Origin of the sequence: Modestobacter altitudinis (assembly GCF_005930475.1) — a bacterium.
GTDB lineage: Bacteria > Actinomycetota > Actinomycetes > Mycobacteriales > Geodermatophilaceae > Modestobacter > Modestobacter altitudinis.
In genome coordinates, this window is sequence record NZ_SJEW01000060.1 from 1 (window position 1) to 20,690 (window position 20,690).

19 protein-coding genes are annotated in these 20,690 nt (G+C 74.7%); 13 read left to right on the forward strand and 6 right to left on the reverse strand.

The window, feature by feature from the left end; genetic code table 11:
* Positions 1-16: 16 nt before the first annotated feature.
* Positions 17-2,059, forward strand: a complete 2,043-nt coding sequence (locus FHL79_RS18765) for an acyl-CoA dehydrogenase family protein (RefSeq protein ID WP_138760100.1) — start codon at positions 17-19, stop codon at positions 2,057-2,059.
* Positions 2,060-2,100: 41 nt separating this feature from the next.
* Here FHL79_RS18765 and FHL79_RS18770 read toward each other — a convergent pair whose 3' ends face one another.
* A complete protein-coding gene (locus FHL79_RS18770) occupies positions 2,101-3,636 on the reverse strand; it encodes an amidase (protein WP_138760101.1) in 1,536 nt (511 codons plus the stop codon).
* 123 nt (positions 3,637-3,759) lie between these two features.
* Between FHL79_RS18770 and FHL79_RS18775 the strand changes: the two genes are divergently transcribed.
* Positions 3,760-4,458, forward strand: a complete 699-nt coding sequence (locus tag FHL79_RS18775) for a trimeric intracellular cation channel family protein (RefSeq protein WP_138760102.1) — start codon at positions 3,760-3,762, stop codon at positions 4,456-4,458.
* A 6-nt stretch (positions 4,459-4,464) separates the two neighbouring features.
* On the opposite strand, the gene FHL79_RS18780 is transcribed toward FHL79_RS18775, so the two are convergent.
* Positions 4,465-7,311, reverse strand: coding sequence for a SpoIIE family protein phosphatase (locus FHL79_RS18780; protein WP_246080979.1), 2,847 nt, complete (start codon positions 7,309-7,311; stop codon positions 4,465-4,467).
* Between the two features lie 184 nt (positions 7,312-7,495).
* On the opposite strand from FHL79_RS18780, the gene FHL79_RS18785 reads away from it, so the two are divergent.
* Complete coding sequence (locus tag FHL79_RS18785) at positions 7,496-8,587, forward strand: EAL domain-containing protein (protein WP_138760103.1); 1,092 nt, start codon at positions 7,496-7,498, stop codon at positions 8,585-8,587.
* A gap of 89 nt (positions 8,588-8,676) precedes the next feature.
* A complete protein-coding gene (locus FHL79_RS18790) occupies positions 8,677-8,850 on the forward strand; it encodes a DUF1059 domain-containing protein (protein ID WP_138760104.1) in 174 nt (57 codons plus the stop codon).
* 56 nt (positions 8,851-8,906) lie between these two features.
* Here the strand turns inward: FHL79_RS18790 and FHL79_RS18795 are convergent, their stop codons facing one another.
* Positions 8,907-9,830, reverse strand: coding sequence for an aldo/keto reductase (locus FHL79_RS18795; RefSeq protein WP_138760105.1), 924 nt, complete (start codon positions 9,828-9,830; stop codon positions 8,907-8,909).
* Between the two features lie 358 nt (positions 9,831-10,188).
* Between FHL79_RS18795 and FHL79_RS18800 the strand changes: the two genes are divergently transcribed.
* The 3 genes from FHL79_RS18800 (at position 10,189) to FHL79_RS18815 (ending at position 12,860) form a co-directional block, all read left to right on the forward strand.
* A complete protein-coding gene (locus FHL79_RS18800) occupies positions 10,189-10,476 on the forward strand; it encodes an HU family DNA-binding protein (RefSeq protein ID WP_138760106.1) in 288 nt (95 codons plus the stop codon).
* 168 nt (positions 10,477-10,644) lie between these two features.
* A complete protein-coding gene (locus tag FHL79_RS18810; RefSeq protein WP_246080981.1) occupies positions 10,645-11,883 on the forward strand; it encodes a serine hydrolase domain-containing protein in 1,239 nt (412 codons plus the stop codon).
* A 44-nt stretch (positions 11,884-11,927) separates the two neighbouring features.
* Positions 11,928-12,860: an acetamidase/formamidase family protein gene (locus tag FHL79_RS18815; RefSeq protein ID WP_138760107.1), complete on the forward strand. Its 933-nt coding sequence runs from the start codon at positions 11,928-11,930 to the stop codon at positions 12,858-12,860.
* Between the two features lie 82 nt (positions 12,861-12,942).
* On the opposite strand, the gene FHL79_RS18820 is transcribed toward FHL79_RS18815, so the two are convergent.
* Positions 12,943-13,491: a DinB family protein gene (locus FHL79_RS18820; protein WP_138760108.1), complete on the reverse strand. Its 549-nt coding sequence runs from the start codon at positions 13,489-13,491 to the stop codon at positions 12,943-12,945.
* A 13-nt stretch (positions 13,492-13,504) separates the two neighbouring features.
* Between FHL79_RS18820 and folP the strand changes: the two genes are divergently transcribed.
* Positions 13,505-14,377 (forward strand): dihydropteroate synthase, encoded by an 873-nt coding sequence (folP, locus tag FHL79_RS18825; RefSeq protein WP_246080983.1) that lies wholly within the window; start codon positions 13,505-13,507, stop codon positions 14,375-14,377.
* On the opposite strand, the gene FHL79_RS18830 is transcribed toward folP, so the two are convergent.
* Complete coding sequence (locus FHL79_RS18830) at positions 14,374-14,958, reverse strand: DinB family protein (protein ID WP_138760109.1); 585 nt, start codon at positions 14,956-14,958, stop codon at positions 14,374-14,376. The two genes, folP and FHL79_RS18830, sit on opposite strands and share 4 nt — an antisense overlap.
* A gap of 109 nt (positions 14,959-15,067) precedes the next feature.
* Here FHL79_RS18830 and FHL79_RS18835 point away from each other — a divergent pair, with 109 nt between their 5' ends.
* The 4 genes from FHL79_RS18835 (at position 15,068) to FHL79_RS18850 (ending at position 18,606) form a co-directional block, all read left to right on the forward strand.
* Positions 15,068-15,448: a VOC family protein gene (locus tag FHL79_RS18835; protein ID WP_138760110.1), complete on the forward strand. Its 381-nt coding sequence runs from the start codon at positions 15,068-15,070 to the stop codon at positions 15,446-15,448.
* Between the two features lie 76 nt (positions 15,449-15,524).
* On the forward strand, positions 15,525-15,950 hold the full coding sequence (locus FHL79_RS18840; RefSeq protein ID WP_138760111.1) for a PaaI family thioesterase: 426 nt from the start codon (positions 15,525-15,527) through the stop codon (positions 15,948-15,950).
* A 102-nt stretch (positions 15,951-16,052) separates the two neighbouring features.
* The gene (locus FHL79_RS18845; protein WP_138760112.1) at positions 16,053-17,648 is read left to right on the forward strand and encodes a 4-coumarate--CoA ligase family protein; all 1,596 of its coding nucleotides are present in this window, start codon (positions 16,053-16,055) and stop codon (positions 17,646-17,648) included.
* Positions 17,649-17,655: 7 nt separating this feature from the next.
* Positions 17,656-18,606, forward strand: a complete 951-nt coding sequence (locus tag FHL79_RS18850) for an alpha/beta hydrolase (protein WP_138760113.1) — start codon at positions 17,656-17,658, stop codon at positions 18,604-18,606.
* Between the two features lie 12 nt (positions 18,607-18,618).
* On the opposite strand, the gene FHL79_RS18855 is transcribed toward FHL79_RS18850, so the two are convergent.
* Positions 18,619-19,392, reverse strand: coding sequence for a hypothetical protein (locus FHL79_RS18855; RefSeq protein WP_138760114.1), 774 nt, complete (start codon positions 19,390-19,392; stop codon positions 18,619-18,621).
* Positions 19,393-19,654: 262 nt separating this feature from the next.
* Here FHL79_RS18855 and FHL79_RS18860 point away from each other — a divergent pair, with 262 nt between their 5' ends.
* Entirely contained in the window at positions 19,655-20,647 is a 993-nt protein-coding gene (locus FHL79_RS18860) for an NAD(P)H-quinone oxidoreductase (RefSeq protein WP_138760115.1), read from the forward strand.
* The last annotated feature ends 43 nt before the right edge of the window (positions 20,648-20,690 follow it).

Below are 20,690 nucleotides of genomic sequence, written 5' to 3' on the forward strand. Positions count from 1 at the left end.
CCCTGGAGGAGAACCCGTGACGAGCACCCCCACCCCCCTCACCCCGGTCGACCCGGCACGGCTGCAGGAGGTGCTCGACGGCCGCTGGGCGCAGGTCCGCCGCGATGCGCGGGAGCAGCTCGGCGGCGCGCAGTACGCCCCCGTCTACGGCGAGTCGATGGCCGAGGCGCGGGAGCGCGTCACCGCGCTGACCCAGGAGCTGGCCCGCACCGGCCGGGTCTCCCTCGGCTTCCCCCGGGAGTACGGCGGCGCCGACGACGCCGGCGGCTCGGTGGTGTCGGTGGAGATGCTCGCCTTCGCCGACCTGTCGCTGATGGTCAAGGCCGGCGTCCAGTGGGGGCTGTTCGGTGGTGCCGTCCACGCGCTCGGCACCAAGCGCCAGCACGACGCGTACCTGCCCGACATCATGAGCTTCGCCCTGCCGGGCTGCTTCGCCATGACCGAGACCGGGCACGGCTCCGACGTCCAGCAGCTGCGGACGACGTGCAGCTACGACCCGGCCACGCAGACCTTCGACCTGCACACCCCGCACCAGGCCGCCCGCAAGGACTACATCGGCAACGCCGCGCAGGACGGCCGGATGGCGGTCGTCTTCGCGCAGCTCGTCACCCTGGGCGAGGGACGCGGCGTGCACGCGTTCCTGGTGCCCATCCGCGACGAGCAGGGCGACCCGCTGCCCGGGGTGACCATCGGCGACGACGGCCCCAAGGCCGGGTTGCTCGGCGTGGACAACGGCCGGCTCAGCTTCGACCACGTGACCGTGCCGCGGGACATGCTGCTGGACCGCTACGGCCAGGTCGCCGCGGACGGCACCTACACGAGCTCGATCGCGAACGAGACCCGCCGCTTCTTCACCATGCTCGGCACGTTGGTCCGGGGGCGGGTCAGCGTCGGTGGCTCGGCCGGCTCGGCGACCAAGGTGGCGCTGGAGATCGCCGTCCGCTACGGCGACACCCGCCGCCAGTTCGCCGCCCCCGGTGAGGACCGGGAGGTCGTGATCAACGACTACCGGGTGCACCAGCGCAAGCTGCTGCCCGCGCTGGCGACGACGTACGCGCTGCACTTCGCCCAGGAGGAGCTCGTCTCCCGGATGCACGACGTGCTGGGCGCGGCCGAGGTCGACGAGGCCGCGCAGCGCGAGCTCGAGTCGCGGGCCGCCGGGCTCAAGGTCGCCAACACCTGGCACGCCACCCGGACGATCCAGCTGGCCCGGGAGGCCTGTGGCGGCGCCGGCTACCTGGCGGAGAACCGGCTGCCGGCGCTCAAGGCCGACACCGACGTCTTCACCACCTTCGAGGGCGACAACACCGTCCTGCTGCAGCTGGTCGCCAAGGGCCTGCTCACCGGCTACCGGGACGCCTTCGGCTCGCTCGACGGCTGGGGCCGCGCGCAGTTCGTCGCCGAGCAGGTGCGCGAGACGGTGCTGGAGCGCACCGCCGCCCGCGGGCTCATCCAGCGGCTCGTCGACGCCGTCCCCGGCCGGGACGACGACGTCGCCCTCACCGACCGCGGCTGGCAGCTCCGGACGCTCGAGGACCGCGAGAAGCACATCCTGGACGGCGCGATCAAGCGGCTGCGCAAGGGCGCGGCGACCCCGGGGGCGCGGCCGTTCGACGTCTTCAACGACGTGCAGGACCACGTGCTCGAGGCCGCGCAGGCGCACATCGACCGGATCGTGCTGGAGGCCTTCGTCGCCGGCATCGAGCGCACGACCGACCCGGCTGCCCGGGCGCTGCTCAGCCGGGTCTGCGACCTGTACGCGCTGAGCACGATCGAGGCGGGCAAGGGCTGGTTCCTCGAGCACGGCCGGCTCACCCCGACCCGCGCCAAGGCGGTCACCAGCACGGTGAACGACCTGCTCGGGGAGCTGCGCCCGCACATGCGCACGCTGGTCGACGCCTTCGCCGTCCCCGAGGCCTGGCTCAACTGCGCCGTCCTGGCCGAGGAGCCGGGCCGCCAGCAGGCGATGGCCGAGCACGACGCCGCCCTGCGCGCGGCCGGCGTCGAGCCGCAGCAGGCCGCCACCGCGACCGCCCTGCAGATGGCCCCCGCCCAGTAGGAACCGCCCGTCACCAGGTTTCGGCGCCGAAACCGGATAGCTCAGGCGGCGGGCGGGGTGGGGAAGCCGCCCACCAGCTGCTCGAAGGCGTGCGCCACCTTCAGGCAGGTGGTGTCCTCGAACTGCCGGCCGACCAGCATCATCCCGACCGGCAGCCCCTGCGACAGCCCGGCCGGGACGCTGGTCGCCGGGTGCCCGCTGACGTCGAACGGCGCGGTGTTGACGATCATCTCCAGCGCCCGGGCCACCTGGACCTCGAGCGGGTCGTCGGCGGCGGGGAGCGGCGGAGCGACCATCGGCACGGTCGGCATCACCAGCAGGTCGACGTCGGCCAGCGCCCGGTCGTACTGCGCCCGCACCTCGACGGCGAGGTTGCGGGCCATCGCGTAGTGCCGGGTCTGCTCCTGCCGCGCCGACCACCGCCCGGCCAGCGCCACCAGTGTCACCGTGGGCGACCACTGGTCGGCCACCTCCCGGCTCTGCCGCCCGTAGTGGGCGATCAGCTCCGGGTCGTAGAGCCCGTCCCAGTTGTGGCCGTAGCCGTTGCCCTCGACCATCTGCACCGCCGCGCCGTCGGTGGCGATCACGTTCCACACGTGCAGCGCGTGCCGGTGCCACGGCAGGTCGACCTCGACCACCTCGATGCCCAGCTCCGCCAGCCGGGCCGCGGCGGCGCGCACCGTCTCGTCGACGCCGGGCTCGGAGAGCCCGTCCCAGCCGAAGCCCTGCGTCACCACGCCCACCCGCAGCCCGGCGACGTCCCCGCCGAGCGCGGCCGCGTACTGCTCGGGCACCAGGTCGGCCGGCTGCCGCGGGTCGAGGCCGTCCCGGCCGGCCAGCACGTCGAGCGCCACGGCGGCGTCGGCGACGGTGCGGGTGATCGGGCCGAGGTGGTCGATCGTCACCTCGATCGGGAAGGCGCCGGTGTAGGGCACCAGCCCGTACGTCGGCTTGTGCCCCACCACGCCGCAGAAGGCGGCCGGCATCCGGATCGAGCCGCCCTGGTCGCCACCGAGCCCGAGGTCCACCTCGCCTGCGGCGACCAGCGCGCCGCTGCCGCTGGAGCTGCCACCCGTCGTCCGGCTGGTGTCCCAGGGGTTGCGGACCGGGCCGGTCACCGAGGTGTGGCTGCCGCCGGAGAAGCAGAGGTCCTCGCAGACGGACTTGCCGGTGACGGTGGCGCCGGCCGCGAGCAGCCGGCTCACCACCGTGGCGTCCCGGGAGGGCACGAAGCCCTCCAGGGTGTGCGAGCCGTTCATCATCGGGACGCCGGCGACCGCGGTGTTGTCCTTGACGGCCACCGTCCGCCCGGCCAGCGGGCCGTCCGGGGCGCCGGTGACCTCGGTGCGCACGTACCAGGCGCCCAGCGGGTTGTCCGCGTCGTCCGGCCGCTGCCCGGACCGGCCCTCCGGTGCCTGGGGGGCGATCTCGGCGTAGAGCTCCTCGACCGCGTCGTAGGAGACGAGCGAGCCGTCGATGAGCGCCGTGTAGGTGGCCACCGCGTCCTCGCCGGGGTGCATGCCGTAGCTCTCGGCGAGCGCGGTGACGTCCTGGGTGTCCGGCCGGCGGATGGCCATGCGTTCTCCTGGGGGAGGCCGGGCACCGCGGTGACCGGTCGGGGCGTGCGGTCGTCGGCGAAGCTAGCCGGTCGGGCGGCCCTGCCGCCAGCACTGCCGGGAGGTCCGGGAGGATGAGCGGTCGTGGAGATCCTGGTGGCCGCGGAGGCGTTGCGGGTGCCGAGCGCGGTCGACCTGGCCGCGATCGTCATCGGCGCGCTGACCGGTGGGCTGCTCGCCGCGCGCGAGGGGTTCGCCGTCTCCGGCGTCCTGCTGCTGGCGGTCAGCGGGGGGCTCGGCGGGGGCCTGATCCGCGACGTCCTGCTGGCCGACGGTCCGCCGGTCGCGATGACCAACCCCGCCTACCTGCCCACCGTCGCGGTCACCGCGGCGGTCACCTTCTACTTCTCCGGCTGGCTGTCCCGGCTCACCCGGCTGCTGGTCGTGCTGGACGCGATCACGCTGGGCTTCTTCACCGTCATCGGGGCGCAGAAGGCCCAGCTGGCCGGGCTGCCCAGCGCCTCGGTGGTGTTCATCGGCACGGTCACGGCGGTCGGCGGCGCCGTCATCCGGGACGTGCTGCTGGCCCAGCGGGCCGACATCGTGCAGCCGGGGCCCTACAACGCGGTCGCCGCCCTGCTCGGCGCGACCGCGCTCACCGTGCTCGCCGGGCCGCTGGGGCTGCCGCCGCTGCCGGTCGCCGCGCTGGTCATCGTCCTGGTCGCCGCGCTGCGGGTGCTGTCGGTGTGGCGGGGCTGGGAGGCGCCGGTCGCGCTGGACCTGCCCGAACGCGCGCGCAGCCGGCTGGTGGCCCGCCCCCGTCGGCGGCGACGGCGGCGCTGACCCCGCTCACCGCCGGTCGGTGCCCGCCCCGGGGATGACGTCGGGGGCCGGCGCGATCCCCGGCGGGACCCGCTGTGGCCCGGCCTCGGGTGGGCGCGGCAGGTCCTGCGGGTGCAGCCGCACGGCCAGCAGCGCGACGTCGTCCTCGGTGTCGGGGAGGTACATGCGCTCGAGCAGCCGGTCGCACAGCTCCTGCAGCGGCAGCTCGGTGAGCCCACCGAGCACCCGGACCAGCTCGGCGATGCCCGCGTCGAGGTCCCGGTCGCGCCGTTCCACCAGGCCGTCGGTGTAGAGCAGCATCGTGCCGCCCCGGTCGATCGTGGCGACCCGGTCGGTGCGCGGCCGGTCCGGCTCCACCCCGAGCAGCAGGTCCGGGGCGTCGCCGTCGAGCAGGGTCACCGTGCCGTCGCTGCTGATGAGCACCGGTGGTGGGTGCCCAGCGGTCGACCAGCGCACCCGGGTCCGGGAGGCGGCCACCTCCGGCTCGTCCTGCTCCAGCCGGGCGACCAGCGCGGTGGCCATCGCGTCCAGGTCGAGCCCGGCGCCGGCCCGGTCCAGGCCGGTGAGCACCTCGGCCGGCGTGCCACCGGTGTGGTGGCCGATGCCGCGCAGCAGGCCGCGGAGCTGCCCCATCGCCGCCGCCGCCCGGCTGTCGTGGCCGACGACGTCGCCGATCACCAGCATGGTCGCGCCGTCGGGCTGGACGAAGGCGTCGTACCAGTCCCCGCCGACCTCCGCGCCGGCCGCCGCCGGCACGTACCGGACGGCGATCTCGCAGTGGTCCGGCGCCGGCGGGGCGGTCAGCATGCTGCGCTGCAGGACCTCCGCCAGCTGGCGCTGCTGGCCGAACAACCGCGCCTGCTCCAGCGCGACCCCCGCCCGGCGGCCCACCTCCACGGCCGTGTCGATCTCGGCCTGGGTGTGCCGACCGCGGTCGGTGGCGGTGTAGAGCCCCAGCACCCCCAGCGTCCGCCCCCGGGCGACGAGGGGGACGGCGAGCCCGGCGGTCGGGTCGAGCCTGGTCAGGGCCCGGCGGGCGACCGGGTCGTCCAGGGCGCGCTCGATGAAGTCGGCGTCCGGGTCCGGCAGCACCACCGGCTGCCCGGTGCGCAGCACCGCCCGCGCGGCGGCGTGCTCGGTCATCCCGGCGACCATGATCCGCACGTACTGCTCCAGCTCCGCGGCCCGCTGGGGATCGCGGTGCGCGCTGGCCATGTCCCGCATCCGGCCGCGCTCGTCGTCGACCAGCACCCAGCACCAGTCGCCCAGCGCCGGCACGACCAGCTGGGCGAGCTGCCCGATCTGCTCGGCGATGTCCAGCGTCCCCGACAGCACCCGGCCGGTCTCGGCGAGCAGCTGCAGCCGGGCGTTGGCCGCGGTCATCTCGGCCACCGCCGCATCGCGCTCGGCGTCGGCCTGCAGCCGGGAGACGCTCAGTGCGATCTGCGCGGTCAACGCCTCCAGCACCTCGATGTCGTCGCCGTCGAAGGGGTGCGGCTCCGCCCACACCGCCACGAACACGCCCAGCAGCCGGCCCTCCACCCGCAGCGGCAGCGCGGCCAGCGCCTGCGCGTTCAGCACGCGGGTCAGCTCGGCCATCGGCGGGAACCGCTCGGCGGCCTCGTCCGGGTCGCCCAGCAGCACCCGCTCGCCGTGCCGGGCCACCCACTGGGTGGGCAGCTGGTCGTCGAGGGCGATCTCGACGCCGTCCGGCGGCAATTCCACGCCCGCCTCGGCCGCCGCCGCCTCAACGACGTCCATCAGCCGCATCCCCATGTGCAGCCGCAGGGCACCCGACCGCGGGTCGAAGACGGCGAGCGCGCCGGTGCTGGCGCCCAGCACCTCGGCACCGCGCAGCGTGATGGGGGCCAGCTGGTCGATCCCGGTCGCGCCGGCCAGGGACGCGGCGACCTCGGCGATGGCGGTGGTCCGCTGCAGCGAGGCCAGCCGGCGTCCCGACTCCTCGCGCGCGTCGGTGACGTCGACCGTCGTCCCCAGGAACCGGACCGCCTCGCCGCGGGAGTTGCGGACCACCCGCCCGCGGGACACCGCCCAGCGGACCACCCCGTCGGCGCGCAGCACCCGCATCTCCGCGACGAACTCGCCGCTGCCGGTCAACGCCGCGCGCATGGCCGCGCCCAACGACGCGTGGTCGTCCGGGTGGATCTGCGCCATGAACTGCGTGTCGTCGCCGGCATGCTCGAGCGGGCCCTCCAGCCCGAAGATCGCCGCGTTGCGCTGGTCCCAGTACACGGTGCCGGTGCGCAGGTCGCGCTCCCAGATGCCGACCGACCCCGCCTCGAGCGCGACGTCCAGCCGAGCCAGCGAGGCCCCGACGGCCGACCGCGCGGCGGCGAGCTCGAGCTCGGCGACCACCGAGGCGGACAGCTGCCCGAGCAGCTCGGCCGCGTCCGCGGACCAGCTGCGCGGCTCGGGGTCGTACACCGCGAGGACCCCGACGACGTGCCCGGACGCCGCCACCAGCGGCGCACCGAGGTAGGCCTGCACCTGGCCGGAGGTCACCGCGGGCAGCTGCGCGACGTGCTCGTCGCGGCGCGCGTCGGGGACGTCGAGCGGCGCTGCCCGGCGCACGGTGATGGCCGACAGCGCGCCGGTGAGCAGGGCGGGGCCGCCCACCACACCGGCCGGGAGCCCGTGGCCGCCGACGACGACGTCGTGGTCGGTGAACAGGGTGACCTTGGCGTGGCTGGCGCTGACCAACCGGGCGGCGAGCGCGGACAGCCGGTCGAAGGCGGCCGGTCCGGAGACCTCGTCGAGCAGGCGGCGGGCTGCTGCCACCCGGTGCGGGTCGCTCAACGGATCGGGCGCTGCCGCCGTGCTCGTCGCGGGCACGCTGGCCGACCTCCCCTGTCTCCGCCGGCCTCGGGCCGGACGCGCTCCCGGCCCGAGGCCGCCACCACCGGGCGGTGGGTCGCTCCATGCTGACACGCCCCGCGCCCCCGGACCGGCACCGCGCGGTGTGCCCCTCAGGGGTGGAGCGCTCAAGCTCGACGGGAGGACGGCCGATGGACGACGTGTGACCGCGACCCTCCCCGACCGCTGGGACTGCCGCCCGCTGCTGGCCGGCGAGGACGACCTGACCATCGTCTTCCAGCCGATCGTCGACCTGGCCACGGCCAGCATCGCCGGCTACGAGGCGCTGGCCCGGTTCCCCGGGACCGCGTCCCCCGACGTCTGGTTCGCCGCCGCCGCGGAGGCGGGACTGGGCGCCGAGCTGGAGGCGCTGGCCATCCGGCGCGCGCTGGCCTCCCTGCCCGACCTGCCGCCGCACACCTTCCTCAGCGTCAACGTCAGCCCGCACCTGCTGGGCACCGCCCCGGTCACCGCCGCCTTCGCCGAGCCGGTCACGCTGCGCCGGGTCGTCGTCGAGCTGACCGAGCACCTGCCCGCGCCCGACCTGGCGGCGCTGCGGGAGCAGATCGCCGCGCTGCGCGGCCGCGGCGCGCTGATCGCCATCGACGACGCCGGGACCGGTCACGCCGGCCTGCAGCAGCTCGCCGAGGTGCGCCCGCAGCTGGTCAAGCTCGACCGTGCGCTGGTCACCGGGGTGGACACCGACCCGGTGAAGGCCGCGCTGGCCGAGATGGTCGGCACCTTCACCCACCGGGTCGACGCCTGGCTGGTCGCCGAGGGCATCGAGACCGTCGGTGAGCTGGCCGTCTTCGCCGGGCTCGGCGTCCCGCTGGCCCAGGGCTGGCTGCTCGGCCGGCCCGCTCCGCACTTCGCCCCGCTGAGCCCCGAGGTCACCCAGCTGGTCCGCAACCAGGTCGCCCGCGCCCAGCTGGCGGGCAGCGTCGTCGGCCTGCTGCGGCCGATCCGCCAGCGGGAGGCCGTCGACGGCGACGACGGCCCGGCGCCCTACGTCGTGCTGGACCGGACCGGGGTGCCCACCGAGCTGGTGCTCGCCGACCTGCGCACCGGCGGCTCCTACCGCGCACCCGTGTCGCTGCGGGTGCCCCCCTCCGCCGGGGTCACCGAGACCCTGCAGCGCGCGCTGGCCCGCCGACCCGTGCACCGCTTCGACCCGGTGCTGTGCACCGACCGCAACGGCGCCGTCCGGGGCGTCCTGCGCGTCGAGGACCTGGCCGCCGCGGCCGCCACCCGCTGAGCCCCCGGGGCCGTGAGCCCGCCCCGGTGCACCACCCCCGCTGCCGCCGGCAGCGGGGTCCCCGCACCACCCGAGCACATGGAGTCACCATGAAGGCGTTCGCCTGCGGGGACGTCGTCCCCGGCTGCACCACCACCTTCACCGGCCCGGACGACGACGCCGTCCTGGCCCAGGTGGCGGCCCACGCGACCGCCGACCACGGGCTGGGCACCGTCCCGCCGGAGCTCGTCGAGCAGGTCCGCGCGGCCATCGTCCTGGTCTAGCGCGTTGATGGAGTGCCACGGGCGCGTTCTCCGCGCCGTGGCACTCCATCAGCCACTCATGCGCTGGCGTCGGTGAGGCGCTGGCGCTGGTCGTCGGTGAGCACCAGGTCCAGCATCGGCAGCAGGTCGGCCAGCTGGTCGACCGAGCGGCCGCTGGCGATCGGCGCGGTGACCGTCGGCTGGTCGGCCAGCCAGCGCAGCGCCACCGCGGCGCCGGTCACGCCGTGCGCGTCGGCGACCTCGGACAGCGCGGCCAGCACCCGGTCGCCCTTCTCGCCCACGTACTGCGAGGCGCCCTTGGCGCGCGGGGAGTCGATCGTCTCGCCGGCCCGGTACTTGCCGGTCAGGAAGCCGCGGGCCAGCCCGAAGTAGGGCATCGAGCCCAGTCCGTGCTCGGCGACGACGTCGGCCAGCTCCGCCTCGTACGCCGGCCGCTCCATCAGGTTGTAGTGCGGCTGCAGGCCCACGTACCGGGCCACGCCGAGCCGCTCGGAGGTCTCCAGCGCCTCGGTCAGCCGCTTCGCCGAGTAGTTCGACGCCGCGATGTACCGGACCTTGCCCGAGCGCACCAGCTCGTCGAACGCGGTGAGCGTCTCCTCCAGCGGCGTCGTCTCGTCGTCGTAGTGGGCGTAGTAGAGGTCGATCGTGTCGACCTGCAGGTTGCGCAACGACCGCTCGGCGGCGTCCCGGACCTCCGGCGCCGACAGCGGGTGGTCCTTCTCCCCCGGGCTGGCCTTGGTGGCCACGACCACCCGGTCGCGCATGCCGCGCTCGGCCATCCAGCGGCCGAGGATCTGCTCGGACACCCCGTTGCCGTACATCTCGGCGGTGTCCACGAACGGCGACTGGGTGCTCGGGACGGCGTCGACGAACCGGTCGAGCAGCGCGAACGACGTCGGCTCGTCCGCCGTCCAGCCGAACACGTTCCCGCCCAGGCAGAGGTCGCTGACGGTCAGATCGGTCCCGGGGAGCTGAGGCATGTCCCCCACGCTAAGTCGGTCGGCTGTGCCCCGCTCGCCGGGCATCCGAACGTGCGTACGACCCCGAGATGCGTGACGGTTGGGACGAACGAGCACGAAATCCCCGGGAAACCGGGGTCCCGGCTGGCCAGGAGTGATCTCGGCATGGCAACGTGCCCGCCATTGCCGGTCGACAGCGTGGTCGACCGGATCCGCCCGCCGCACCCCCACAGCGCACCTGCTGCGCACCGGGACGGCACGACGGAGGCCCCGGAGTCCGTCAGGACGACCGGGGGAGCGGCCGGTCTGCCGGTCGCGACACCAGACTGCGTCCGCTCCGCACGGGGCGGGCAGCTGACATCCAGTGGGAGGAACCCAGATGAACAAGTCCGAACTCGTCTCCGCCATCGCCAAGCGCGCCGACGTCCCCTCCGCGACCGTCGACCAGGTGCTCAACGGCCTGCAGGAGGAGCTCGTCGAGGCCATCACCCGTGGCGACAAGGTCGCCGTCCCCGGGTTGATCACCGTCGAGCGCTCGCAGCGTTCGGCTCGCACCGGCCGCAACCCGCAGACCGGTGAGTCGATCGAGATCGCCGCGGCGCACACCGCCAAGGTGACCGCCGGCTCCAACCTGAAGAAGGCCGCTGCCGCCGTCCCGGTGAACTGAACTGAAGGACCCCGCTGCCCCCCACCACTCGCAGGCTCGTGGCGGGGCCCTGCAGCGGGGCCGTTCCAGTACGTCACCACGCCCCCGTCGCGCTCCTGGCACACCGTGTCAGGATGCGCGGTGGGGGCGCCGGTCATCGGGGAGCGGGCCCACGACGCGGGGGTGTCCGTGACCGCTGTGCAGACCGACCTGTCCGTGACCACCGACCCGGCCGAGGTCGGGCTGGACGCCGACCGGCTGCAGCGGGTGGACCGCCGGCTGGCCCGCTGGGTCGACGAGGGCCAGCTGCCCGGCTTCCTCGTGACGGTGGCCCGGCACGGCCGGCTGGTGCACGTCGGCCGGTACGGCTCCGCGGACGTCGAGGCGGGCCGGCCGGTCACCGACGACACCCGCTGGCGCATCTACTCGATGACCAAGCCGGTGACCTCGGTGGCGGCGATGTCGCTGTACGAGGAGGGCGCCTTCGAGCTGAACGACCCGATCAGCCGCTGGTTGCCGGAGTTCGCCGAGACCCGGGTGTACGCCGCCGGGCCGGCGCAGAAGCCGGTGACCGTGCCGCTGATGGCGCCGATCCGGGTCCACCACCTGCTCTCCCACACCTCGGGGCTGACCTACGGCTTCCACCACGCCCACCCGGTCGACGCGCTCTACCGGCTGCGCGGCCACGAGTGGGGCACCCCGCCGGGCGCCGACTCCGCCGAGGTCACCCGCCAGTTCGCCGCGATGCCGCTGCTGTTCCAGCCGGGCAGCGAGTGGAACTACGGGGTGTCCACCGACGTGCTGGGCCGGCTGGTCGAGGTGATCGCCGGCAAGCCGCTGGACGAGGTGTTCGCCGAGCGGGTGTTCGGGCCGCTGGGGATGACCGAGACGTCGTTCGGGCTGCGCCCCGAGGACGACGTGGACTCCCTCGCCCAGCTCTACGGTCCCGGCGTCGTCCCGCTGCCGGCAGCCTTCGCCCAGGCCGCGCACGCCAAGCCGGCGTTCCTGTCCGGCGGCGGCGGGCTGGTCTCCACCGCCGGGGACTACCTGAAGTTCGTCGAGATGCTGCGCGCCGGTGGCTTGACGCCGTCCGGGGAGCGGGTGCTCGGCCCGCGCACGCTGGCGCACATGGTGCGCAACCACCTGCCCGGCAACGCCGACCTGGAGACCTTCGGCCGGCCGCTGTACGCCGAGGTCCCGCTGCGCGGGGTCGGCTTCGGGCTCGGGTTCTCCACGGTGATCGACCCGGTGCGCTACGGCGGGGTGGCCAGCGTCGGCACCTACAGCTGGGGCGGGGCCGCTTCGACCGAGTTCTACGTCGACCCGGTCGAGGACCTCACGGTGAGCTTCTACACGCAGCTGCTGCCCTCGAGCACCCTGCCGATGCGCAACTACCTCCGCCCCCTCGTCCAGCAGGCCCTCGTCTGAGGCCCGGGGCAGAAGTGGCCACTCCTGCCCCGGAAGATGGGCGCATGGAGACCCTGCTGCCCGACGCGCGCACCCTGCACGGCTCCTGGGACCAGGACCGCCCGCCGGCGCTGACCGTCGAGCCGGGGACGACGGTGCGCTTCGGCACCCTGGACTCGGGCTGGTGGACCGGCCCGCACGACCACACCGACCCCGGCGCCCGGCAGCGCCACCCGCTGCACGACCCGGCGCACGGGCACGCGCTGACCGGTCCGGTCGCCGTCCGCGGCGCCGAGGTCGGCCAGGTGCTCGGCGTGCGGATCGACGACGTCGTCCCGGGACCGTTCGGGACGACGTACGTCGGCCTGCGCTCGACGCCGTTGAACGAGCGGCTCGGCGTCACCGCCGCTCCCACGGTGCACGCCTGGGACCTCGACCCGGTCGCCGGCATCGGCCGCAACCAGGCTGGGCACTCGGTGGCGCTGCGGCCCTTCCTCGGCGTGATGGGCGTGCCCCCGGCCGAGCCCGGCCAGCACTCGACCATCCCGCCGTACTGGCACGGCGGGAACATCGACTGCCGGGAGCTCGTCGCCGGCGCGACGCTCTACCTGCCGGTGACCGTGCCCGGGGCGCTGTTCTCGATCGGCGACGGGCATGCCGCGCAGGGGGACGGCGAGGTCAGCGGGACGGCGATCGAGTGCCCGATGGACCGCGTGGACCTGACCCTGGACGTGTTGCCCGACCTGTTCGGGGCACCGCTGCGCACGCCGGTGGCGAGGACCCCCGCCGGCTGGGTGACCATGGGCGTGGCCGACGACCTGGACGAGGCGATGGCGATCGCGCTGGACGCGATGCTGGACGTGATGGCCGCCCTGCACGGCATCGGCCGCTCCGACGCGCTCGGTCTGGCCAGCGTGGTGGTCGACCTGCGGGTGACCCAGGTGGTCAACCAGGTGGTCGGCGTGCACGCCGTCCTCCCCTGGGGCGCGATCCACTGAGGCCCCCGGGGCCTCAGCGGGTGTGGCCCCGTCGCAGGGGCCCGCCGCGAGCCTGCGAGTGGTGGGGGGCGACGGGGTCCTTTCAGTCGCCGGTGACGCCGTCGATGCGCTCGCGGAGCAGGTCGGCGTGGCCGTTGTGCCGCGCGTACTCCTCGATCATGTGCAGGAAGACCCAGCGCAGCGACACCTGCTGACCGTGCCGCAGCCCGGCGCCGACGTCGTCGAGCGAGTCGTGCACACCGGCCAGGGAACGGCTGACCTCGCACTCGGCGGTGAAGGCGGCCAGCTCCCGGGCCACGGCGGTCGCGCGGTCGGGGTGGTCGGTGTCGCGGCCCACGGCGTCGAAGTCGCCGTCCTCGTCGTCGGGTCCGTAGTACAGCGGCGGTGCCTGCTCGCCGGCGACGACCCGGCGGAACCAGCTCCGCTCGACCTCGGTCATGTGCCGCAGCAGCCCCCGCAGGCTCAGCGACGACGGCGGGACCGAGCGCTCGCCCAGCTGCTCGGGGGTCAGCCCGGCGCACTTGGCCAGCAGGGTGGCGCGGTGGAACTCGAGCCACGCCTCCACGGCGGCGCGCTCCCCGTCGCGGTAGGGCGGGTCGACGCGGTCGGGCGCGGGCGGGAACTCGGTCACCAGGACAGCATGCTTGGCTGGTCCAGTGCTGCGACTGGGTGCCCTGGACGTGCCGGACGGCGGGCTGGCCGTGATGGCCATCGTCAACCGCACCCCGGACTCGTTCTTCGACCGCGGCGCGACCTTCGAGCTCGACGACGCGCTGAGCCGGGTGGACCAGGTGGTCGCCGAGGGGGCGGACATGGTTGACGTCGGCGGGGTCAAGGCCGCCCCCGGCGCCGAGGTGGACGCGGCCGAGGAGATCCGGCGCACCGTCGACCTGGTCGCGGCCATCCGCGCGGCCCACCCCCTGCTGCCGATCTCGATCGACACCTGGCGCGCCGAGGTGGCCCGGGAGGCGCTGGCCGCCGGCGCCGACGTGGTCAACGACGCCTGGGGCGGGGTCGACCCGCAGCTGGCCACGGTCGCCGCGGAGGCCGGCGCCGGCATCGTCTGCACCCACGCCGGCGGCCTCCCGCCGCGGACCCGGCCGCACCGGGTCACCTACGACGACGTCGTGGTCGACATCGTCGAGCGGACGACGGCGCTCGCCGAGGCCGCGGTCGCCGTCGGGGTCGACCCCGAGCGGGTGCTGGTCGACCCCGGGCACGACTTCGGCAAGAACACCCGGCACTCGCTGCAGGCCACCCGCCGGCTCGACGAGCTGGTGGCGACCGGCTGGCCGGTCCTGGTGGCGCTGTCGAACAAGGACTTCGTCGGCGAGACCCTCGACCTGCCGGTGGAGCAGCGGCTCACCGGCACCCTCGCGGCGACCGCGGTCAGCGCCTGGCTGGGTGCCCGGGTGTTCCGGGTGCACGACGTCGCGGCGACCCGGCAGACGCTGGACATGGTGGCCTCCATCCGCGGCGACCGGCCGCCGACCCGCACCACCCGCGGCCTCGCCTAACGCCCGGCGGCGTCCTCGGCGGCGGCCTGCACGCGAGCGCGGTGCTCGCCCCACCGGACCGGGTCGTCACCGGTCGAGCTCCCGAACTCGGCCAGGTCCCCGACGGTGCCGTCGACCAGCTCCCGGACGACGTCGGCGTGCCCGGCGTGCCTGTGGGTCTCCGCGATCAGGTGTACCAGCACCCGCTGCAGGGTCGGGTGCCGCCGCTCCTCCGGCCACCACGGCACCAGCCCGGTCGCCTCCAGGTCCAGCGCAGCGACGGTCGCGTCGCCGTGCGCCCACACCCGACGGTAGAGCGCGACCAGCTCCTCCCGGGACTCATCGGCGGTGGCCCACATGTCGGCCTCGGGCTCGGCGTCGTCCTCGATCCAGGGGAACGGCTCGGGGAACGGCCGGCCGAACACCTCGCCCAGGTAGCCGGCGTCCACGGCGGCGAGGTGCTTCACCAGCCCGAGCAGGTTCGTCCCGGTGGGGGTCAGCGGCCGGCGGACGTCGTACTCGGAGGCGCCCTCCAGCTTCCACGCCACCACGTCGCGGCCGCGCTGCAGGTAGCCGAGCAGGTCGTCCTTCAGGTCGCTCATGCTCCGGAGGATGCCCGCCGGGGTCGCCGCGGGCCAGCACCTTCTCAGGTCCACCAGCCGGGACCAGACTGTCGCCACCGGGGGACCGTCTGCACCGGGAGGAGCCGTCATGAGCGGTCGTGTCGTGCACTTCGAGATCCCCTTCGACGACGGGGAGCGGGCCCGGGGCTTCTACCGCGAGGCCTTCGGCTGGGACCTGCAGTCGATGCCCGAGATGGGCTACACGCTGGTCAGCACCGGCCCGAACGGCGAGCAGGGTCCCAGCGAACCGGGGTTCATCAACGGCGGGATGATGAGCCGGACCGACAGCCCGTCACCCGGCCCGATCCTGGTCGTGGACGTCGAGGGCATCGACAAGGCGCTGGCCCGCATCGGTGAGCTCGGCGGCACGGTGCTGGTGCCGCGACAGCCGGTCGGTGACATGGGCTTCAGCGCGTACGTGCGCGACCCCGAGGGCAACGTCGTCGGGCTGTGGGAGACCGCTCGGTGACGTGCGGCCCTTCCGCGGGTGCCCGCGCCGAGCCTGTGCTGCGCGGGAGGGCAGAGGGCCATCTAGTTTCACCGGCATGGCCGCCACCGGGTTCCTGACCGCCGACGAGCTCAACGCGATGCTGCCCGGGACGCTGCCGGGCCTGCTCGGCATCGTCGTCGACAGCCACGAGCCGGGCCGGCTGACCAGCCACCTCGACGTCCGGCCCGACCTCCTCGCGCCCAACGGGTACCTGCACGCCGGCACCGTGGTCACCCTGGCCGACACCAGCTGCGGGCTGCCCACCCGTGCGCTGCTCCCGGAGGGGTCCAGCGGCTTCACCACCCTGGAGCTGAAGAGCAACCACCTGAGCACCGCGCGGGAGGGCCGCATCTCCGCCGTCGCCACCAACGTGCACGCCGGCCGGACGACGCAGGTCTGGGACGCCGTGGTCACCGACGCGGCGACCGGGAGGACGATCGCGCTGTTCCGCTGCACCCAGTCGGTGCTGTGGCCGCGCTGACCGCGGGTCCGGGAATCGGACCTACCCGCCGGTAACCCGCATGTGTCGCGCGCCACGCCGGGTGTGAGACTGGCGTCACCGCACCTGATCGAGGAGGACCCCATGGCGCTGGCCAGCCGCTTTCCCGACGTCGAGATCCCGGAGCTCTCCGTCCCGCAGTTCGTGCTGGCCGGTGCCGCCGAGCGCAGCGACCGCCCGGCCCTGGTCGACGGGCTCTCCGGCGAGACCATCACGCACGGCGAGCTGGCCTTCTACGTCGAGCGCATGGCCGCCGCGCTGGCCGCCCGGGGCATCGGCAAGGGCGACGTCGTCGCCGTCTTCAGCCCGAACACCATCTGGTACCCGGTGGTCTTCCACGGCATCGCCGCGGCCGGCGGCGTCATCAGCCCGGTCAACGCGCTGTACACGCCCGAGGAGATCGCCTTCCAGCTGAAGGACTCCGGGGCGAAGATGCTGATCACCGTCTCGCCGTTCCTCGAGCGGGCGCTGGCCGCGGTGCACAGCTCGCCGGTCGACGAGGTCATCGTGATGGACGGCGCCGAGGGCCACGCCTCGCTGCGCGACCTGCTCACCGCCGACGTCCCCGCCGTGCAGGTCGACATCGACCCCGCCGAGGACCTGGTCACGCTCCCCTACTCCAGCGGCACGACCGGACTGCCCAAGGGCGTGATGCTCACCCACCGCAACCTGGTGGCCAACGTCAGCCAGTCCCGGCCGATGGCCGCGGTGCAGGACGACGAGCGGATCATCGCCGTGCTGCCGTTCTTCCACATCTACGGGTTGACCGTGCTGATGAACCAGGGCCTGCAGTGGGGCGGCACCGTGGTGACGCTGCCGCGCTTCGACCTCGAGCAGTTCCTCCGCGCGATCCAGGACCAGGAGATCACCCGGGCCTTCGTGGCGCCGCCGATCGTGCTGGCGCTGGCCAAGCACCCGCTGGTCGACTCCTTCGACCTCTCCTCGCTGCGCTCCATCACCTCCGGCGCGGCTCCGCTGGACGCCGACCTGGCCCAGCTCGCCCAGGACCGGCTGCGCAAGGGCGCGGCCGAGGGGGTCACCGTCGCCCAGGGCTACGGCATGACCGAGCTGTCGCCGGTCTCGCACACCACCCCCGAGGTCGGCCACGAGCCCGAGGGCGCCGGCCCCACCCCCAAGGGCACGGTCGGCTACGCGCTGCCCAACACCGAGTGCCGGCTCATCGACCCGGCCACCGGCGAGGACGCGGCGCCGGGTGAGCGCGGTGAGCTGTGGGTGCGCGGACCGCAGGTGATGAAGGGCTACCTGAACAACGCGCAGGCCACCGCCGAGACGCTGGACGACGAGGGCTGGCTGCACACCGGCGACGTGGCGATCGTCGACGACGAGGGCCGCTACACCGTCGTCGACCGGGTCAAGGAGCTGATCAAGTACAAGGGCTACCAGGTCGCACCGGCCGAGCTGGAGGCCGTGCTGCTGGGCCACCCGGAGATCGCCGATGCCGCGGTGATCGGTGTGCTGGACCGGGAGAGCGGCGAGGAGCTGCCGAAGGCGTTCGTCGTCCGGGCCCCCGGCTCGTCGATCAGCGAGGACGAGGTGAAGGCGTTCATCGCCGGGCGCGTCGCCCCGCACAAGAAGATCCGGCTGGTCGAGTTCATCGAGCAGGTGCCCAAGTCGATGGCCGGCAAGATCCTGCGCAAGGACCTCAAGGCCCGTGCCTGAGGCCGGCGTGAGCACCCCCCTCGACCTCCGCGTCCGGCTGGCCGGTCGAGCCTTCGGCCGGTTCTCCGTCGCCCGGATGGACGACGCCCAGCTCGCTCGCGTCAAGCAGCAGCGGATCGGCCACAACCCCCTGACCGACCTGTTCTTCGGGGCGGTCGCCCGCGGCGTGGAGCTGGCCGACGAGACGGCGGCCGGCGCCGAGGGCCAGCTCCCGGTACGGGTCTACCGGCCGCACCGGGCGGTCACGGAGCCGTTGCCGCTGGTGGTCAACTTCCACGGCGGGGGGTGGACGGTCGGTTCGCTCGACGCGGCGGACTGGTTGTGCAGCAACGTCGCCGTCACCCTGCCGGCGGTCGTGGTGTCCGTCGACTACCGGCTGGCGCCCGACCACCGCTGGCCCGCAGCCGCCGAGGACTGCTACGCAGCGCTGGTGGACCTCGTCGGGCATGCCGGCGCGCTGGGCGCCGACCCCACCCGGGTCGCGGTCATGGGCGACAGCGCCGGCGGCAACCTGGCGGCGGTCGTGAGCCTGATGAGCCGCGACCGGTCCGGTCCGTCGATCCGGTTCCAGGGTCTGCTCTACCCGGCGACGGACCTCACCCTGGGCAGCCCGTCGATCGAGCGGAACGCGGACGCGCCGATCCTGACCCGGGCCGACGTGGTGGCCTTCCGCGACCACTACCTGGGCGACCAGGACCCCCGCCAGCCCTACGCGTCACCGCTGCACGCCGCCGACCACGGGGGGCTGCCTCCGGCGCTGGTCCAGGTGGCCGAGCACGACCCGATCCGGGACGACGGCGTGCGGTACGCGGACGCGCTCCGGGCGGCCGGGGTGCCGGTGCGGCTGACCGAGTACACCGGGATGCCGCACGGGTACCTCAGCTTCCCCCGGCTGTGCCGCAGCGCCCCGCAGGCGCTCGCCGAGCTCGTCGCCGAGCAGCGCGCCGCCCTGGGCTGACCGGGGACCCGGTCAGGTGACCTGGTCGCGGGAGGAGCCCCGGACCGGGTCACCGCTGGCGTCCGTGCGGGGGGCAGGCGGCTGCCAACCCGGCGGGGGACCGGCCGTGGCCGGCGGCGCCGCCGGTGGCAGCTCCCCGCGCGCCCGTGGCCGGCGGATCGCCAGCAGGACGATGGCGACGGCGACCAGGGTGAGCAGCGCGCCGCCGATCAGCACGCCCCAGGCGATCCCGGTCAGCGCGGGCAGCTCCGCGCCGACCCGCAGGTCGGCGGAGACCCCGGCCGACCCGTCGGCGTTCATCACCACGACCGTCCAGTCGCCGTCCGCCGGCTCCCAGGTCAGCTGCTGCCGGCCGGGTCCGCTGGTCTGCTCGGTCCAGAGGGGCTGGGCTCCGGGCGGGCCCGCGGGCGCCCCGCCGGCCACCTCCCGGTCGATCACCGCGCCGTCCTCGCCCAGGTCGTCGAGGACCGCATGCTGCACGTCGCCCAGGTAGGAGGCGACCTGGTCGCTGGGGCCGATGCCGATGAAGAGGTCCGGCCCGCTGCCGTCGGCCCGCACCATCGTCGTCCCGAGCGCGGCCGAGACGGGCACCCAGTCCGCGTCGGTGCCGAGGTCGATCCGGTCGCTGGTCAGCGCGTACCCATCGGTCGAGACGTCGCCCGAGGGGGACAGCAGGAAGCCGTCACCGGTCCGCTGGGACTGGTCGGCCCACAGCAGCACCCCGCCGCCGGCCAGCAGGCCGAGCGCCGGGACCAGGAGCAGCAGGCCCAGGACGAGGGCCACCACCCGCCCAGGTCCCCAGCGGTTCTGAGGCGGTGGGGGTGTCCAGGCAGCGGCCGGGGCAGCGGACATGGTGGACCTCCGGTGGCCCGCCGTGCCGCGGGACCGCGGCTGACGCCGGCGGACCCGTCCAGCGTGGCACCGGCACCCCGCCAGCACCAGCCTCTCGGCCCCCGTGCAGAGGCCCGCCGCGAGCCCGGCCTCGTCCAGAGGCCCGCCCTGAACCTGCGGACGGGTGGGGAGGACGAGGTCCTCCTAGGGTCGGGCCATGCGTGCAGTGACGATCAGCGAGCCCGGCGGCCCCGAGGTCCTCGGCTGGGGCGAGGTGCCCGACCCGGTGTGCGGTCCGGGGGAGGTGCTCGTCGACGTGGTCGCCGCCGCGGTGAACCGCGCCGACCTGCTGCAGCGGCAGGGGCACTACCCGCCGCCGCCGGGCGCCTCGGAGGTCCTGGGCCTGGAGTGCAGCGGCGTCATCAGCGAGGTCGGCGAGGGTGTTCCCGGCTGGTCGGTCGGGGACGAGGTGTGCGCGCTGCTGGCCGGCGGTGGCTACGCCGAGCGGGTCGCCGTCCCGGCCGGGCAGCTGCTCCCCCGCCCCGCCGGCGTGGAGCTGGCCACCGCGGCGGCGCTGCCGGAGGTCGTGTGCACCGTGTGGTCCAACGTGTTCATGCTCGCCGGGCTGCGCGCCGGGGAGGTCTTCCTGGTGCACGGCGGCGGCAGCGGGATCGGCACGATGGCCGTCCAGCTGGCCGCCCGGGCCGGCGCGCGGGTGGCGACCACCGCCGGCAGCGCCGCGAAGCTCGCCTTCTGCCGCGAGCTGGGCGCCGAGATCACCGTCAACTACCGGGAGGAGGACTTCGTGCAGGTGGTGCGGGACGCCACCGACGGGCACGGGGCGGACGTCGTCCTGGACATCATGGGTGCTGCCTACCTGGCCCGGAACGTCGACGTGCTGGCCACCGGTGGGCGGCTGGTGGGCATCGGCATGCAGGGCGGCACCCGGGCCGAGCTCGACCTCGGCAAGCTCATGCGCAAGCGCGCGTCGGTGGCCGCGACGACGCTGCGCTCCCGCCCGGCGACCGGCCCCGGCGGCAAGTCGGAGATCGTCGCCGCGGTGCGGCACGACGTCTGGCCCGACGTCGAGCGCGGCGTCGTCCGGCCGGTGGTGGACCGCCGGCTGCCGATGTCCCGCGCCGCCGACGCCCACGCCCTCGTCGAGGCCAGCGACCACATCGGCAAGGTCCTGCTGCTGCCCGACGCCTGAGCGGAGTCCCAGCGCTCGGGAGATGATGCGCTGGGACTCCACG

Coding starts and splice junctions, on each gene's coding strand:
- FHL79_RS18770 (WP_138760101.1), bottom strand. CDS start 3,636: ATGGCCATCCGCCGGCCGGACACCCAGGACGTCACCGCGCTCGCCGAG.
- FHL79_RS18790 (WP_138760104.1), top strand. CDS start 8,677: ATGAAGGCGTTCGCCTGCGGGGACGTCGTCCCCGGCTGCACCACCACC.
- FHL79_RS18795 (WP_138760105.1), bottom strand. CDS start 9,830: ATGCCTCAGCTCCCCGGGACCGATCTGACCGTCAGCGACCTCTGCCTG.
- FHL79_RS18800 (WP_138760106.1), top strand. CDS start 10,189: ATGAACAAGTCCGAACTCGTCTCCGCCATCGCCAAGCGCGCCGACGTC.
- FHL79_RS18815 (WP_138760107.1), top strand. CDS start 11,928: ATGGAGACCCTGCTGCCCGACGCGCGCACCCTGCACGGCTCCTGGGAC.
- FHL79_RS18830 (WP_138760109.1), bottom strand. CDS start 14,958: ATGAGCGACCTGAAGGACGACCTGCTCGGCTACCTGCAGCGCGGCCGC.
- FHL79_RS18835 (WP_138760110.1), top strand. CDS start 15,068: ATGAGCGGTCGTGTCGTGCACTTCGAGATCCCCTTCGACGACGGGGAG.
- FHL79_RS18840 (WP_138760111.1), top strand. CDS start 15,525: ATGGCCGCCACCGGGTTCCTGACCGCCGACGAGCTCAACGCGATGCTG.
- FHL79_RS18845 (WP_138760112.1), top strand. CDS start 16,053: ATGGCGCTGGCCAGCCGCTTTCCCGACGTCGAGATCCCGGAGCTCTCC.
- FHL79_RS18860 (WP_138760115.1), top strand. CDS start 19,655: ATGCGTGCAGTGACGATCAGCGAGCCCGGCGGCCCCGAGGTCCTCGGC.